16 protein-coding genes are annotated in these 14,990 nt (G+C 46.7%); 9 read left to right on the top strand and 7 right to left on the bottom strand.

The annotated features are described in order from the left end of the window. Positions 1-2: 2 nt before the first annotated feature. Both BSQ33_RS22230 and BSQ33_RS12790 read right to left on the bottom strand, forming a co-directional pair. Positions 3-410: a 2OG-Fe(II) oxygenase family protein gene (locus BSQ33_RS22230; RefSeq protein ID WP_088134232.1), complete on the bottom strand. Its 408-nt coding sequence runs from the start codon at positions 408-410 to the stop codon at positions 3-5. 128 nt (positions 411-538) lie between these two features. Beyond that, positions 539-1,408, bottom strand: a complete 870-nt coding sequence (locus tag BSQ33_RS12790; RefSeq protein ID WP_021020810.1) for a LysR substrate-binding domain-containing protein — start codon at positions 1,406-1,408, stop codon at positions 539-541. A 108-nt stretch (positions 1,409-1,516) separates the two neighbouring features. On the opposite strand from BSQ33_RS12790, the gene BSQ33_RS12785 reads away from it, so the two are divergent. The 3 genes from BSQ33_RS12785 to BSQ33_RS12775 are packed head-to-tail and all read left to right on the top strand — an operon-like array spanning position 1,517 to position 2,757. Then, positions 1,517-1,849, top strand: coding sequence for a carboxymuconolactone decarboxylase family protein (locus tag BSQ33_RS12785; RefSeq protein ID WP_088134231.1), 333 nt, complete (start codon positions 1,517-1,519; stop codon positions 1,847-1,849). 7 nt (positions 1,850-1,856) lie between these two features. Next, a complete protein-coding gene (locus BSQ33_RS12780; RefSeq protein WP_088134230.1) occupies positions 1,857-2,243 on the top strand; it encodes a tautomerase family protein in 387 nt (128 codons plus the stop codon). A 13-nt stretch (positions 2,244-2,256) separates the two neighbouring features. Next, on the top strand, positions 2,257-2,757 hold the full coding sequence (locus BSQ33_RS12775) for a DUF4865 family protein (protein ID WP_021020807.1): 501 nt from the start codon (positions 2,257-2,259) through the stop codon (positions 2,755-2,757). A gap of 98 nt (positions 2,758-2,855) precedes the next feature. On the opposite strand, the gene BSQ33_RS12770 is transcribed toward BSQ33_RS12775, so the two are convergent. After that, positions 2,856-4,316 carry an MFS transporter gene (locus BSQ33_RS12770; RefSeq protein ID WP_088134229.1) on the bottom strand — a complete coding sequence of 487 codons (1,461 nt, stop codon included), beginning with the start codon at positions 4,314-4,316 and terminating at the stop codon, positions 2,856-2,858. Positions 4,317-4,422: 106 nt separating this feature from the next. Between BSQ33_RS12770 and BSQ33_RS12765 the strand changes: the two genes are divergently transcribed. Beyond that, on the top strand, positions 4,423-5,220 hold the full coding sequence (locus tag BSQ33_RS12765; protein WP_088134228.1) for a helix-turn-helix transcriptional regulator: 798 nt from the start codon (positions 4,423-4,425) through the stop codon (positions 5,218-5,220). A 152-nt stretch (positions 5,221-5,372) separates the two neighbouring features. Here BSQ33_RS12765 and BSQ33_RS12760 read toward each other — a convergent pair whose 3' ends face one another. The 3 genes from BSQ33_RS12760 to rbsK all read right to left on the bottom strand — a co-directional run bounded on the left by BSQ33_RS12760 (position 5,373) and on the right by rbsK (position 8,781). Beyond that, positions 5,373-6,392 carry an aldose 1-epimerase family protein gene (locus tag BSQ33_RS12760; RefSeq protein WP_088134227.1) on the bottom strand — a complete coding sequence of 340 codons (1,020 nt, stop codon included), beginning with the start codon at positions 6,390-6,392 and terminating at the stop codon, positions 5,373-5,375. Positions 6,393-6,441: 49 nt separating this feature from the next. Further along, complete coding sequence (gene fucP / locus BSQ33_RS12755; protein WP_088134226.1) at positions 6,442-7,770, bottom strand: L-fucose:H+ symporter permease; 1,329 nt, start codon at positions 7,768-7,770, stop codon at positions 6,442-6,444. 81 nt (positions 7,771-7,851) lie between these two features. Then, a complete protein-coding gene (rbsK, locus tag BSQ33_RS12750; RefSeq protein WP_021020802.1) occupies positions 7,852-8,781 on the bottom strand; it encodes a ribokinase in 930 nt (309 codons plus the stop codon). A gap of 216 nt (positions 8,782-8,997) precedes the next feature. Between rbsK and deoC the strand changes: the two genes are divergently transcribed. The 5 genes from deoC to BSQ33_RS21825 all read left to right on the top strand — a co-directional run bounded on the left by deoC (position 8,998) and on the right by BSQ33_RS21825 (position 13,471). Then, positions 8,998-9,657 (top strand): deoxyribose-phosphate aldolase, encoded by a 660-nt coding sequence (deoC, locus tag BSQ33_RS12745; RefSeq protein WP_088134225.1) that lies wholly within the window; start codon positions 8,998-9,000, stop codon positions 9,655-9,657. Beyond that, positions 9,611-10,537: a DeoR family transcriptional regulator gene (locus BSQ33_RS12740; protein WP_232471925.1), complete on the top strand. Its 927-nt coding sequence runs from the start codon at positions 9,611-9,613 to the stop codon at positions 10,535-10,537. Before deoC ends, BSQ33_RS12740 begins: the two co-directional genes overlap by 47 nt. A gap of 208 nt (positions 10,538-10,745) precedes the next feature. Next, positions 10,746-11,189, top strand: coding sequence for a MarR family winged helix-turn-helix transcriptional regulator (locus BSQ33_RS12735; protein WP_021020799.1), 444 nt, complete (start codon positions 10,746-10,748; stop codon positions 11,187-11,189). Next, entirely contained in the window at positions 11,182-13,170 is a 1,989-nt protein-coding gene (locus tag BSQ33_RS12730; protein ID WP_198298104.1) for an ATP-binding cassette domain-containing protein, read from the top strand. The genes BSQ33_RS12735 and BSQ33_RS12730 overlap by 8 nt, the downstream gene beginning before the upstream one ends. A 40-nt stretch (positions 13,171-13,210) precedes the next feature. Continuing rightward, positions 13,211-13,471 carry a hypothetical protein gene (locus BSQ33_RS21825; protein WP_198298103.1) on the top strand — a complete coding sequence of 87 codons (261 nt, stop codon included), beginning with the start codon at positions 13,211-13,213 and terminating at the stop codon, positions 13,469-13,471. 68 nt (positions 13,472-13,539) lie between these two features. Here the strand turns inward: BSQ33_RS21825 and BSQ33_RS12725 are convergent, their stop codons facing one another. Continuing rightward, complete coding sequence (locus BSQ33_RS12725; protein ID WP_088134224.1) at positions 13,540-14,925, bottom strand: PLP-dependent aminotransferase family protein; 1,386 nt, start codon at positions 14,923-14,925, stop codon at positions 13,540-13,542. Positions 14,926-14,990 lie beyond the last annotated feature (65 nt).

Here is a 14,990-nt window from a genome sequence, read left to right as displayed (position 1 = left end):
ATTTAATAAAGTCCTTGAGTATTTGCATCATATGTATTCTTGAGGATCTCGTTTAGAAATGTTCTGAATTCCACCTCAAAAATTAATCCTTTATTTGGTATATATTTATAGAGCCCAGGACAAACAGTTTCATCTAAACTGCTATCAATGAACAGCGCATAGGAAAACCTATCAGCTTGTCGTCTATGCTCGAATTGCTCTTTTACACGGTGTGCCACTGCAGAGACCGGAGTCTTAGATTCCCGCATTAAGATTTCGATAGCACAACCAAAATTAACAATGAACTTTCCAAATTTAGGATTGATAGGTTGCCATTTCCCATTGCGTAAAACCTCTAATCCCGGCTCAATTGAACGGAGGATTGTTAGCCAACCAGAATCCTTATGTACATTTAATCCTCTGGCCCTCATAGTATGTCTGAAATGGTTAAATGTCAGATGATAACAACCTTGCCCACCTAATGAGTACCCACTATTTTAGGGGGTGATTACATCCCCAACACTCAACGGGCATGTGAGGGCAGATCCCAAACCTTCCCCTACGCTTCAAGATACTGCAATAGCTGCTGTTTCAGTTCTTCATACAACTGAGCCTGAACGGCTTCAAGTTGGTATTGATTGCGATCCAGACACAATTTTAGCGTCCCCAATGGCGGAAAACCGCTCAGTTTGGTGATGCTCTCCGGGTGGCTAAAAGAGGATCGCACGGTAATCCCTAATCCGGCTTCCACCGCACGCCATAAATTACTTAAGCTTCTGCCAACAAAGTTAATTTTCCACGGAATCCCTTGATGATCTAACGCTTCGGTTGCTTGTTTGCGGATCAGACATGAACCGTCCAGCATCACTAACGGTAAAGGCTTTGTCGTCAGCACTGACTCTCGGAGGTGCTTACTGGCCGGTCCGTACCAATGCATGGGTAACTCGGCTAAAAGCTCACTATAAGGCGCACTTTTTTCGCCCACCCATCCGAGCGAGAAATCCAACTCACCCGATACGATACCGTCAAGCAGCTCTTGGTGTCGCCCGACAATGGACTGCAATTGGATTTGCGGATGAGTGCGTGCAAATGCACCTAACATTTGTGGCAAGAGCACATCACTGAAATCTTCTTGTAAGCCAAACGTGACTCTACCTTCCAGCCGCTCCCCCACCAGTCGGTACATTAACTCATCATTCAGTTGCAACATTCGCCGGGCATATCCCAGCACCACTTCCCCTGCTTCTGTCGGTTCAAGGTGCCGGCCAACTTTCACGGCTAACGGCGTATGACACTGTTGCTCTAGTTTTTTTAACTGGGCACTTGCGGCGGAAGGAGAGCGATTCAGACGCTCGGCAGCCAGCGCAAAACTGCCCAATTCAATCCCTAAAACAAAACATCGCAAAGCATCTAAATCAAGACTGCGCATGACCAATCATCCCAAAAATCGAAACAGTTAATACCAATAGTTTTGATTTTTTGTATCAATAAATCAACTTATGATTTTCCCGTCCATTGAAACAAGCGAGGAAAATCGATGACTTCCCAAGAAACAGAACTGATGGCGATGTTCGCCCGGCTCGCGCCTCAGTTTCATCAACTCACATCAGAAGTATTATTCGGGCAAGTTTGGCAGGACGACAGATTAAGCCAGAGAGACCGCAGTTTGATCACAGTCACCGCGCTTGTCGTCCTCAACCGTACGGAACAATTACCCGGTCACCTGACGCGCGCGTTAACCAATGGCTTGACCCCTGAAGAGCTCAGTGCAGCAATCACTCACTTAGCTTTTTATGGCGGCTGGCCTGTCGCCGCCTCGGCGCTTGAGCGTCTCGATGCCAGCCAATCTCAATGTCATCCAGCGGAGTAACAATCAGATGCCTTTAACACGAATTACACTCACCCCGGCTTTGTTTGAAACAGGCCATCAGGAAATTTCGACGATTTTACAACAGTGCTTAGAAACCCATTTTGATGTCCCCAGTCGTGACTGCTTTCAGATCTTTGATGTGCAAGCGCCACAGCACATCGTGTTTGATGGCTACTACCCCAATTTGCACAAAAAACGCAGTGAATCCGGAATTCTATTCCATATCTTTGCCGGAAAGCCGCGCAGCTGTGAGCAAAAGCGAGCTTTATATCAAGCGCTCAATCAACACTTGACTCAGTCTCTTCCCCTCAATGAAGAAGACATTATGGTCATAATTCAATTTAATCATGCGGAAGATTGGTCTTTTGCTTCCGGTATTTCAGCCATCGATTGATAGGAAAATGATAATGATTGCAATGCAATATAAGTTTGTACTCCCCGCTGATTACGACATGACACGCATCGAACGACGGATCACAGAGAAGGGCTATTTATTAGATGATTGGCCGGGATTAGTCTTCAAGGCTTACTTATATGCGCGTCAGGATGCGCCGCTGTACCACAGTCCGGTAAACAGCTATGCCCCCTTTTATGTCTGGCAAGATCACCATGCGATGATGGCCTTTCTTAACAGTGAGGGATTTAAAGCGCTGTGTGAGCAATTTGGCCGGCCAAAAGTCGAAACCTGGTTTATTGATGAACCCCCGACGCCCCCCACAGCGCAACATCAATTTGCATCGATTACCCATGATGCAAGCCAACAGGCGGATGTCCAAGGCATCAATTACCACGCTTGGCAACCTATCAGGGTCACATGGATTCGTCACGCAGAGCTGAGCGCCTACCAAGCGCATGACCTTTACGCGGTGGGATATATTGCCCGAGGGCAAGCCTTCACCGCCAGCTAATGTCAATTGAAATAGGGGCAGTCACTGCTCTCTGCCCCACCAGCATCATGGTTCCTTTCGTGCATTCTCATGTCACAACATGTTGTGACATGAGAATGCTAAGACAACCGGGCTGATTTAGGGATAGATACCAACATCACCAATAGCAGGCAAACCATGAGCGCTGCCCCAAAGTTATACAGCATTCCTGTCACAAAAGCGGATGCATACTGACTCGCCTGATTCATCGGTTCATGAGTGGCAGATAAGGCGGAACTGAACAGCATACCGATCACTGCAACGCCTAAGGCTGCACCAATTTGCTGAACGGTAGAAATCACACCGGAAGCCATCCCGGCCTGATGCTCCTGAACAACCCCCAACACCAAATTTAGAAGCGGTGTCATAATCAATCCTTGCCCGAATCCGACAATCGATAAAATAGGAATCAGACGAACCGGAACTAAATCGCCACCCGCGTCGTAGACCTGTAAAATCAATAAACCAATCGATACAGCATAGACCAGCGCGCCCCCGACAATTGCACAAGTTCCCAAGCGGGCAACCAGCTTGGGTGCGATGAATGAAGCAAGCACGAAACCCACACTGCACGGTGCAAATATACTGCCCGCTATCCATGGATCAATCCCAAGCCCTGTCTGTACCAACAAAGCAAAGCTCAAGAAAAAAGAGCTGGATGTCGAATAAACTAGTAATATCAGAAGTGTTCCTAATGCAAAATGTCCTTGAGACAAAAGCTGCATATCCACCAGCGGTAACTGACCGAACTTCCTTCGGTGTTCCTGCTGGCGATAGAACAGTAACAACATCAATACCGCACCACCTAATGCCCACAAACTCCAATCGGGCCAACCTTTTTCCGCTCCTTCAAGCAGAGGGAAAAGCAGCAGTGCTAACCCGAGACTGACCAAAGCCACACCGAACCAATCCAGATCGGGCCGTTGCTCGGCATGAGATTCAGGAATAAACCGGGCCATCATTACGGCGAACAGTCCGACAGGAATATTCATCAGAAAAATAGTGCGCCAGCCCAAGTCAAAGAAATTACCATGCACCATCCATCCGCCAAATACCTGTGCAGCAATCGCCGCCATGCCGAGAGTCATTCCTAATAAACCAAACGCACGACGACTATCATCGCCACGAAAGTGAACCCGAATCGAGGCGTACACCTGTGGAAACAATAACGCAGCCGTAGCCCCTTGTAATACTCGCGCCCCAATAAGCAGCTCGGCACTCGGTGCCAGCCCGCAACAAACCGAAGTCAGGGTGAACCCTGCCATACCAATCATAAACAAACGGCGGCGTCCGAACATATCACCTAACCGGCCACCAGAGATCAACAACACACCAAAGGCTAATTCATAGCCCACGATGATGAGTCCAATCTGGGCAAAGCTCGCGTTCAAGCCTTTCTGCATACTGGGAATTGCCACATTAACGACAAATAAGTCAAAAATAGTGACAAAACCTGCGAGCAACAATACATATAAACCGCGCCATGGTGCCGATTCAGAAGGTGTTTGATTGATAGCCAAAAGGTGAGAATTCGCACTCATAGTGTGTCTCCAAAGCAATAAAAAACTCATTCTATAACTTCGTTAGACAGTTACAATTTAACACTTTATGCTATTACTAATAGTGATATTGTCAGTGAGACCAATCATGCGCACCATGAAACGAACCCGCGAAGAACTCGCCACTTTTTTACGCGCTCGGCGCGAGCGTCTTTTGCCAAGTGATGTTGGCTTGCCGAGCAGCGGACGACGGCGAACTCCGGGCTTACGGAGAGAAGAAGTCGCAGCACTCGCTGGGGTCGGATTAACTTGGTATACATGGCTGGAACAAGGTCGCGATATCGGTGTTTCAGCGACATTTCTCGATAATCTGGCGAAGGTTTTTAAATTAGATGCCTCAGAGCGCAGGCATTTATTCTTGCTGGCTCATGAACGCCCACCAACCGAGCCGGGCAAAACATGGTGTGAAGTGCCGGCATTGATACGCCGGCTCATCAATGACATGGCGCAACACCCTGCTTATGTGTTAAATCTACGTTGGGATGTGCTCATTTATAACAGCGCTGCCGATCATTTGTTTCATTTCGGGCAACATCCGCCTGTCAGGCGTAACCTTTTGTGGATGTTATTTACTGAGCCGGCTCTGCGAACGCTGTTTATCGACTGGGATATTCAAGCGCCACGTATCCTATCGAGTTTTCGCCGTGACTATGCGCGCGCTAACCAAGAAACCGACATCCGAGCGTTGGTGGATGAATTACAGAAAGTGTCACCCGATTTTAATACCTGGTGGAAACAGCACGATGTACATGCACCATGCGATGGGACTCGTGATTTCCGAGTCGATGGCGAAGTCGTTACGTTTGAACATACGTCTCTGACCATCGATGAAAATCGTCATCTGCGTTTAGTCGTTTATGCGCAAAGTGAGTCTAAACAACGCTGACTGAATTTATTGATAGATTGCCAACGTATCTCTTCATTCTGTTCATATGCCAGTGCTTATACAGTATGTGTTCATACAGGCCGTATTGCTTGGCCATCGTACAAACACAACTTGTATAGGCGCTTTAAAAACAAAGCGCCTCCTGATGTCGGTCAATCGGATTGAACGATCCCGGTTGTCACAGCAAACTCTCTGACTTCCTGCGGTTGTAAATGAATCAGTGTGCCGCTCTTTTTAGCAGACAAGTAACCCTCAGGCCGGCATGTCGCCGGCAGGACATAAGCTGCGACTTTTTGATCACCGTTATGCAAAATCCAACGCGTCGCAAAATTGAGCATGGCGGTATCAAAATGCGTGATTAATGTTTTACCGCCTCCGATTGCCATTTCAAACTGAGCCCTGTCGGTGTACAACGATAAATTATCCATGAAGTACACGATCTCAGGGTCATACATGTCTGGTGTTGAGAGTTGTTCTATTGGGCTTGCCTGCGTTTTGAGCATTTCATTAAAATCAAGCCATTGTGCCGTCGGGGTGACATGATTCGGGATAGACTCACGAAGTTTTACCGCACTGTCGGGAATATTCTGCTTCATTTCAGCATCTGGGAAATATGCCGTGTTCATATGACACATATATTGAAGCGGCATAGGCACAGAGGCCAAGTTTTGCACCTTCATTTTTATCTCGAATACGGAAGCGTCTTGCTGAATCGAGACCGATGGTGATGCCAGATAATGATCACCAAACCCCATCACATACTCGTATTCTCCCTTGATGGTGATGTGGTGTTCATCCATTTCTAACCATGCTTTATCCATATTGGCACATGGCATTTCACCATGAAGGGGATGGTCATCCTCAGGACTAGGGCAGCCGTTCCGGATCAAGCCAGAATGAAACGCAAAACAACCATACGTGGCGACAACTTCACAACTTGGCTTTGGTTCAGAGAACATATTCTCCATACACAGGTTTTCACCGAGAAATTGAGCATCCCATATCATTTGGCCCATAAAAGGCAGAATAACCAAATAACCTTTGGCATTTTCTATTCTCAGTGCTTCAATACCAGAGTTATATTTAAAACCAGAAACTTTAAAGTGTTTGGATTGAATGAATGTGACTTCTTGTTGATTAAATAAATGTTTACCTAAAGGCATTATGTACATTATTTTATCTCCTGAAGAGGAAAGCCACTATAAAAGTGGCTTCTCTATATTAATGAGTTTGTTCGGCTAATTTAGGTTGTATTGGATTTGCTTTTTTATTTTTCATTTCACCGAAAAAGTAATAACCAACATAACCAAAACAAATAAAGTTCACCAAGAACGATAATTGCATACCAACCATATCAGCAACCAGACCTTGGATTGCTGGCACGACAGCAGCCCCGACAATAGCCATGACGATAACGGCACCAGCCGTTTCTGTATATTCATTATCGACCGTATCCAGGGTGCCGGCATAAATGGTCGCCCAACAAGGTCCAAACAGAATACTGACCCCAACCGCCACATAAACAGCGCTAAAATCATGACCTAAAGACACATAGGCCAGGAACGCCATACCAATGATTGAATAAGCGATCAATACCTTCTCTGCCGAGAACCGAGTCATTAAAATATTGGCGACGAACTTACCAATGAAGAAACACACAAACGAATACACCATATAGTTGGATGCGGCCCGTTCGTTAATATCGGCCATCTCTAATGCCAGGCGGATCGTAAATGACCAGACCGCGACTTGCATTCCCACATACAGGAACTGAGCAACGATCCCTTTCTTAAAGCGGTTATTGGTCGAAAGATACTTTAACGTTTTGCCAATCGAAGGCGCTTTATGACCACTTTGTCGTGCGACTTTACATTTCGGGTATTGCGTCAGTGCAAACAGAGTGAAGACACCAACAAGAATGAAGATAATATACTTATATGGCTTCAACGTATGCTCAAGCATCTCCAGTCGGAACGCATGAATCTGATCCACAGACATCACTGCCATCTGCGATTCCAGACTCGCACCATCCTGAAAAATCAGATACTTACCAAGCAAGATACCGGCAATAGCACCAACAGGATAGAAGGTTTGGCTGATATTCAGACGTAATATCGCGTGCGATTTCGGCCCCAGCATTGAAGAATAGGTATTGGCGGCGGTCTCCAGAAAAGACAAACCGACTGCAATGGCGAAAATCGCTGCCAGAAACATCGTGTAAGTCGCCATATGGGAGGCAGGGAAAAATGCAGTGCATCCCAAAATATAAAGTGACAAACCAATCATGATGGCAACTTTATAGGATGACTTTTTAATGACTAAAGATGCAGGAATGGCAATTAAAAAATATCCGCCATAAAAAGCACTTTGCACTAATGCACTTGCAAAATTCGACAATTCAAAAACAGATTTAAATTGGGTAATTAGAATGTCGTTTAATGAAGCGGCACAGCCCCATAATGGAAATAGACAGGACAATAATATAAATTGAAATATCGGTGTTTTATCCAAATACCCATCGGATCCTTGGATGGCATTAGCTTTAATCATTGTAGGGTTCCTTTTAGGACAGTTATTATGTGGCCCATTTAAAAATGAGCCTGTTTTTAATTGTTATTTCAGACCAAGATATTATTTCGTGTGTTTTGTTTCGAATTCTTCAAACTGTTCAATGCTGGGATAAGAGAACTGTGTTCCTTTCTCCGTCACACTGAATGCAGCGAATAACGACGCTTTTTCCAGCGACAGCTGTACATCACGGGTTTGCATGAAGTAATGAGAGAAGCAACCAATAAACGCATCACCTGCACCACTTGTATCCACTGCATTGACTTGCGTCGGTTCGATAAAGACGTCTTTACCATCTTTACTTAACCAAATGGCCCCTTTCTCCCCCATCGTCACAATAATGTTGTTCAATCCTTTATTCAGAAGGATCGTTGCGGCTTCTTTTATTTGCTCGACGGTTTCAACAGGTTTATTGACTAAGATTTCGAGCTCTGTTTCATTCGGAACAAAGAAATCACAGCGACAGGCATATTCAATGTCCAGCTCAGGAACCGCCGGAGCAGGATTTAGCAGCACCGGAATGTGATGTTTGTTACCAAATTCGATCGCGGCATAAACCGTTTCAAGCGGCACTTCTAACTGAAGGACAATCAGGCTGCATTCGACCAGTGTTCTTTCTGCTTTATCAATATCAGCCGGCTTGAGAAATTCATTGGCTCCCTTGATGATTAAAATGGAATTCTGCGATGTCGGGCTGACAAAGATCGGCGCCACACCACTCGATGTTTGAGGCTCTTTACTTACGTATTGGGTGTTAATGCCATAAGATTGAAAATTCCTGATGGTATTGTCGGCAAACATGTCATCACCCACTTTTGTTACCATCACCACATCCGCGCCCAGCTTTGCGGCTGCAACAGCTTGGTTTGCCCCTTTACCACCACATCCCATTTTGAATGATGGCGCTTCCAATGTTTCACCTTCTTTTGGCATACGTTCTGTGTATGAAATGAGATCGACCATATTCGAGCCGATAACTGCAATTGTTTTCATTTTGTACTTCCTCATTCATGTTATGAAATTAACATTAATCGATCTCGATGAACACTTACTGCGATCTGTATCACCCTAATGATGTTAATATTGATTAATAAATAATAATTCACGTACTTGATCACAATTTCATGTAAATATAATAACATTGATATTTTCAAGTGTTATTAATGTAACACGAACCCTTTTTTCAAAATGAAAGTACAAGGTAACCTTATGAATCACTATATTGACCACACGCTGCTATCTGCTAACGCAACCACAAATCAAATCAACACATTATGTGATGAAGCCCATCAACATCAGTTCTTCTCTGTCTGTGTCAATCCCGGTTTTGTTGAGCATTGTGCAAAGCGGTTAGAAACATCAAATGTGAAGATCTGCACAGTGATCGGTTTCCCATTAGGTGCGAACACCACGGCAGTTAAAGTTTTTGAAACCCAAAATGCCATCTCGCTGGGCGCCGATGAAATCGATATGGTTGTCAACATCAGCGATGTGTTGGCGGCTAACTGGGGCAACGTTGAACAAGAAATCCGAGCGATCAAAGAAGCATGTGGTTCACAATTACTCAAAGTTATCTTTGAAACGTGTCTGTTAACCAACGAACAAATCGTTGAACTGTGTAACATTAGTCAGCGTGCCGGGGCTGATTTTGTGAAAACCTCAACAGGTTTCTCGACTGGTGGTGCAACTGTTGAGCATATTAAGTTAATGCGTGATACTGTTGGCAAAACAATGGGCGTCAAAGCATCTGGCGGTGTCCGTACGAAAGAGGCTGCACAAGCAATGATTGATGCCGGTGCATCACGCGTTGGTGCCAGTGCCAGTGTCAGCATTGTTTCAGGCCAAGCGCCAACAACTAATGATTACTAAAAGTAGGAAGCCTTCGGCCGTAAAAGGCCGAAAATGGAGAAACATGGTTACAAAGCAGTTAGAAAGACTTCGACGAATTGAAGCGTGCCTCAAGCACAGCGATAAAATTCACTTGAAAGAAATAGCCCGTCTTTTAGAAGTGTCAGAAATGACAGTGCGTCGAGATTTAAACTCCAACGCTGCCCATTCTTTTCCCCTCGAGTACTACGGCGGATATATCCGCCGTGGTCATCCAATCGTGCATGATGACGTTCAGGAAGGTCTCGAATTCATATCCTACGAAACCTCTCCGCCATCTCCTGACGATCACACAGCCAACACCGCGAACGCTTTTCCCCCAGTGAAAGTGAACAACTACATTTCAGCAATTGTCTCTGATTTTATCGAGATGAATGATGTGGTGTATTTCGACAACGGCGATCTCAATGCTGACATTATTGGGTCTATCCCGAATCATGTGATGTTTACTGGGGTGACGGCTTCGATGAATGTTTTCTTAGCGCTAAAGCATAAGCCGAACTGCAAAGCAATTTTGCAAGGTGGCAGCTATAACCCTGTCCATGATGTGTTTATTTCAGCGTCCAATGATGTCCTGACACCGATGATATTTCAGAAAGTATTTATTTCATCCGCTGGTGTACACGACAAATTTGGCGTCACCGCTTCAGACATGTTGGTCTCGAATATCGCTAACATCGTGATGGAAAGAAGCATGAAAAGATATCTTATCGTGGAAAAGAAAGCCATTAACCAAGCCGCGACCTATAAAATCGGCGACCTGATGGATTTCCATTATTTGATTTCAGATGACACCTTACCCAACAAACTCGAAACCGCGTGCCACGAAGCTCGCTTGCAGGTTCTCACCCCAAAGACATGAAGGATGAGGGCATGCGGACTGCCGCTGGATACGAGCAGGTCAGCATCATTATCAATCTGTATGCTTGATACACGATGTGTCCATTCACAAAATAGATGCCTATTGGAAAAATATATCCATTTAGAAACCATATCATGCAAAAACAACCTTGATTAATCATTAATCTCTTGCATATAATTTCCAAAAGGAAACTATATTGGGTTCAAAAATGAAACCTGGAGAGATCTCAGAACTGGAAGCAGCCCTCTCACTGCTGCAATGTGAATTAGTCGCTCGCCGTAACCGCTTTACACCAGAATCCATAACATGGGCACAGTATGATGTGCTCGAGGTACTGCGTGTTAACGGGGCTTTGCGTCCGTCGATCATAAGCACTCGGCTCGGGATTTCCCGGACTCAACTGTCAAAAGCACTGCGTGTGCTCAAAGATTTGCAGTTGGTAGAGCAGACATCAGACGACAACGATGGTCGGGTTCAGGCGACGCGGTTAAGTGCTCAGGGCAATGCTTTCATGGAACGAGCAGCCAAGCAGCGACACGGGGCAGCCCAGTTAGTCGCATCAGTGATGACTTCAGGAGAACAGGCGATCTTCGCTGAACTCTGCCATAAAGCTATCAAGGGATTGCAGATCGAGAGCGGTGAGCATGACTGATCGACCGATACGTATTGTTCGGGCCAGAACTCACAACCTGAAAAATGTGACCATCGATATCCCAAAATATCAAGTCGTTGCTTTCACTGGGGTTTCAGGCTCGGGTAAGTCGTCACTTTTGTTCGATACAATTGCAGCCGAGTCCCAACGTCAACTGGCTGAAACCTATTCAACTTTCGTCCGTAACCGACTGCCTCATTTCGGTCAGCCTGATGCGGATCGTCTGGAAAATTTACCGGCATCGATTGTGATTGACCAACGCAGACTGGGTGGCAATGCGCGTTCCACCGTCGGGACCGTGACTGAGATTTATGCGCTGCTACGCCTACTCTTCTCGCGCATCGGAAAACCATATATCGGTGAATCCAGCTTATTTTCGTTCAATAACCCACATGGCATGTGTCCACAGTGCCAGGGGTTGGGAACGGTGCGGACGATAGACGAAAGTGCCTTGTTCAATCGCGAGAACTCGCTGGATGAAGGCGCCATCTGCTTTCCCGGATTTGAACCCTCTTCCTGGCGTTGGAAACGTTATGCCTTATCGGGATTCTTTGATACCACAAAACCGCTTAAACATTATACCGATGAAGAGTGGCAACGATTGACCGTCGAAGAAGGTACTCCCGTCACGGCACCGAAACCAGGCTGGCCAAAAACGACAACTTATGAAGGCGTGCTACCGCGTCTGCGCCGTTCATTTGTGGAACGCGAAGAGAGTGAGCTTTCAAATGTTGAGCGCGAGGCGCTGTCCCTCGTCACGAAAAGCGGTCCCTGCCCAGCATGTCATGGTGGCCGTCTCAATCCGACGATACTGACCTGTCGCATCGCAGGACTCCACATCGCTGACTGTGCCGCCATGGAGGCAAATGAGTTGCTGGATTTTTTACATACAATCAACGAACCGGAGATGCGCCCGGTCCTGTCTTCGATGACTGAAAAGCTGGAAAGCATGATTGATATCGGTCTCGATTATCTCAGTCTGGATCGAGGAACGTCTGGTTTATCGGGCGGTGAATCACAGAGAATCAAGATGATCCGCTATCTTGGCAGCAGCCTTGCCGGTATCGCTTATATTTTCGATGAACCCAGTATCGGCCTACACGCACGTGATATTCATCATCTGGGGGAACTGCTGATACGCTTACGAAACAAAGGCAATAGCGTCCTGATGGTCGAGCATGATCCAGACCTGATCCGTATCGCAGATCAGGTCATCGATATGGGGCCACAAGCCGGCCAATCCGGAGGAGAAGTCGTCTACCAAGGCACAGTGGCTGAGCTGCAAGAGACCAAAACGGTAACCGGACAGAGCTTTCACAAACGGCATTCGCTCAATCAGGAGCCCCGAACCCCATCCGGCTGGTTCAGTATCAAACATCAATCGATGTTTAACGTACATGATCTATCGACCGATATACCTCTTGGCGTCATGACTGTTGTCGTCGGTGTTGCGGGGTCTGGCAAATCGACACTCACGAACCGGATATTGCCGAAACTTCACCCTGATGTGGTGGTGATAGACCAGACTGAACTTCGAGGCTCATCCCGTTCGACACCTGCCAGCTATCTAGGTGTACTGGATGACATTCGCCGCTTATTTTCCCGCCAGAGTGGTAAACCTGTTGGCTTGTTTAGCAATAACGCTGCCGGATCGTGCCCGATGTGCAAAGGCCGTGGTATGGTCCGCACCGATTTGGCCTTCCTTGATACCGTTGAATCGGTGTGTGAGGTTTGCGACGGTTCTGGTTATAACGATGAGGCTCGTTCGATCCGGGTCAAAGGATACACGATTGATCAGGTGATGCGCATGCGTGTCCCCGAGGTTCACCGTCTGTTTGATAACAAGCCAGAGGTTCAGGATAAGATGACACGTATGGAACAGGTTGGGCTGGGCTATATACAGATCGGACAGCGGCTTTCAACCTTATCAGGGGGGGGAGCGGCAGCGACTAAAACTGGCAAAAGAACTGGGGCTAAGTAGCCGGATATACGTGCTTGATGAACCCACCTCAGGCCTTCACATGGCAGATGTAGAACACCTGATACAATTGTTTGGCACTCTTGCCGATCAGGGGCTCACGCTTATCGTCGTCGAACACAACCTCGATATGATCGCGGCTGCTGACTATGTCATTGAAATGGGACCGGGAGCCGGAAAATACGGCGGTAAGATCATCTATCAGGGGAAACCTGCTGACATAAGAGATGACAAGCAATCCGTGACTGGCCCTTTTCTTTCCAAATATTTAAAAAAAACCACCCCTGGCGCACCATCTGCCTGAGCCGGCTTTGTTATATACATCCCATTCGACGCTCAATAAACAGAAAAAGCACGCAAGGGGCTTAACCATTAAACAAAGCTCTCGTGCGCTTCGGTATTCAGGATGGCTTTGATCTTTGTCAGCCCTTGGATGAGTTGAGTATCTGACAAGGTGCCGCCGAGAGAAATACGCACAGCAGCGGGAACGTAAGTTCTGGACGTACAAAACGAAGCGGCGGATTTAATGATCACCCCTTCCTCTTTCATTGCTTTGACAAAGCTTTCAGGTCGCCAGTGAGCGGGCAAGGTAAGCCAAATGTTGAGCGAACCAGCCGTGTGTTCACTGAGATAATCGCCAAGGATCGTATGTGCAATACGATGACGTTCTGCCAGTTTTTGCTTTTGCTTCGCCATCAAGGCATGTAGGTCATTGTCGAGCATCAATTGGGTGTAAAGCTCGCTGGTCAGCATCGGGGGAACCAAAATTTGCGTGGTGACGGTATTGCGTACACTGCGGCTTAAACGTTCAGGGACATAGAGCAGACCAATACGTAACCCACCGAGTAGCGCCTTCGACAAGCTAGAAACCAGCAAGGTAGAGTGTGGCACGGTATTGATGAAAAGTGCGTTGGACGTTGGGTGTAAACAGCCTTGGACATCATCTTCAATCATCCAAACGGACTTCTCTTGCACGATCTTGGCGATGGTGTCGATACGAGACTGCGGCATCGACATGCAAGTCGGGGTGGAAAGACGCGTCATCAAATAAACTGCTTTGGGCATGTAGCGCTGGATCGCCAGTGCCAATGCGTCAGGAACCATACCAAATTGATCACTCTCAATCCCCACAACTTTGATGTTTAAGCGTCGGCCAATCGCCAGAAGTCCCGGATATGTAAGTTGATCGCTCAAGATGGTGTCTCCTGCCTCACACACCGATGAAAGCGCGGCATATAAGGCATGCTGACCGCCGACAGTGGTGCAAATATGCTGCGTTTCACACAAGTTCACACCAATCGCAGCGAGCCACTTCTCATGCGCGGCCCGGAGATGTTCATGACTGATTTCAGGCTGATAACGACTCATTCTCGCTAAGGCATTGAGATCAGCGGCTAAATCAAAGTAAGGCTTGGTGATGTAACGCGCTTCCAGCGGTAAGGCCACGCTTAAGCTCATATCAAGTATGTCAGCAGAAGGGGCATCGATCCCCAAATCACCGCTCTTCTGGCCTTTTGATAAAACAAATGTCCCACTCCCAACGGTTGATTGTATCAACTGTAAGCGTTCAGCTTCTGCATAACCGCGGGTTATCGTTCCTATACTCAGCCCAAGCAATTCAGCGAGAGCTCGATGGGTCGGCAATTGGTGACCCGGCTGTAAAATCCCAGACTTGATGCCTTGCGTGATCGACTCGGCAATCGCTTTATAGGCTGGAAGGTGGCTGCCAGTAATGTCAGGTATCCAGATTTTATCCATTGGTTGCTTTAACTCTCTATCCTGAGGAAGGAATTTAAAAGGTTAGTCACGTTAATTGTCACAGT

It is taken from the genome of Vibrio gazogenes (assembly GCF_002196515.1).
Lineage (GTDB): Bacteria > Pseudomonadota > Gammaproteobacteria > Enterobacterales > Vibrionaceae > Vibrio > Vibrio gazogenes_A.
Note: the sequence above shows the minus strand (reverse complement) of the source record. Positions and strands in the feature narration are given on the sequence as shown.

Coding starts and splice junctions, on each gene's coding strand:
- BSQ33_RS12760 (WP_088134227.1), bottom strand. CDS start 6,392: ATGTACATAATGCCTTTAGGTAAACATTTATTTAATCAACAAGAAGTC.
- BSQ33_RS22230 (WP_088134232.1), bottom strand. CDS start 410: ATGAGGGCCAGAGGATTAAATGTACATAAGGATTCTGGTTGGCTAACA.
- BSQ33_RS12790 (WP_021020810.1), bottom strand. CDS start 1,408: ATGCGCAGTCTTGATTTAGATGCTTTGCGATGTTTTGTTTTAGGGATT.
- BSQ33_RS12730 (WP_198298104.1), top strand. CDS start 11,182: ATGACTGATCGACCGATACGTATTGTTCGGGCCAGAACTCACAACCTG.
- BSQ33_RS12735 (WP_021020799.1), top strand. CDS start 10,746: ATGAAACCTGGAGAGATCTCAGAACTGGAAGCAGCCCTCTCACTGCTG.
- deoC (WP_088134225.1), top strand. CDS start 8,998: ATGAATCACTATATTGACCACACGCTGCTATCTGCTAACGCAACCACA.
- BSQ33_RS12785 (WP_088134231.1), top strand. CDS start 1,517: ATGACTTCCCAAGAAACAGAACTGATGGCGATGTTCGCCCGGCTCGCG.
- BSQ33_RS12725 (WP_088134224.1), bottom strand. CDS start 14,925: ATGGATAAAATCTGGATACCTGACATTACTGGCAGCCACCTTCCAGCC.
- BSQ33_RS21825 (WP_198298103.1), top strand. CDS start 13,211: ATGGCAGATGTAGAACACCTGATACAATTGTTTGGCACTCTTGCCGAT.
- BSQ33_RS12770 (WP_088134229.1), bottom strand. CDS start 4,316: ATGAGTGCGAATTCTCACCTTTTGGCTATCAATCAAACACCTTCTGAA.
- rbsK (WP_021020802.1), bottom strand. CDS start 8,781: ATGAAAACAATTGCAGTTATCGGCTCGAATATGGTCGATCTCATTTCA.
- fucP (WP_088134226.1), bottom strand. CDS start 7,770: ATGATTAAAGCTAATGCCATCCAAGGATCCGATGGGTATTTGGATAAA.
- BSQ33_RS12765 (WP_088134228.1), top strand. CDS start 4,423: ATGCGCACCATGAAACGAACCCGCGAAGAACTCGCCACTTTTTTACGC.
- BSQ33_RS12780 (WP_088134230.1), top strand. CDS start 1,857: ATGCCTTTAACACGAATTACACTCACCCCGGCTTTGTTTGAAACAGGC.
- BSQ33_RS12775 (WP_021020807.1), top strand. CDS start 2,257: ATGATTGCAATGCAATATAAGTTTGTACTCCCCGCTGATTACGACATG.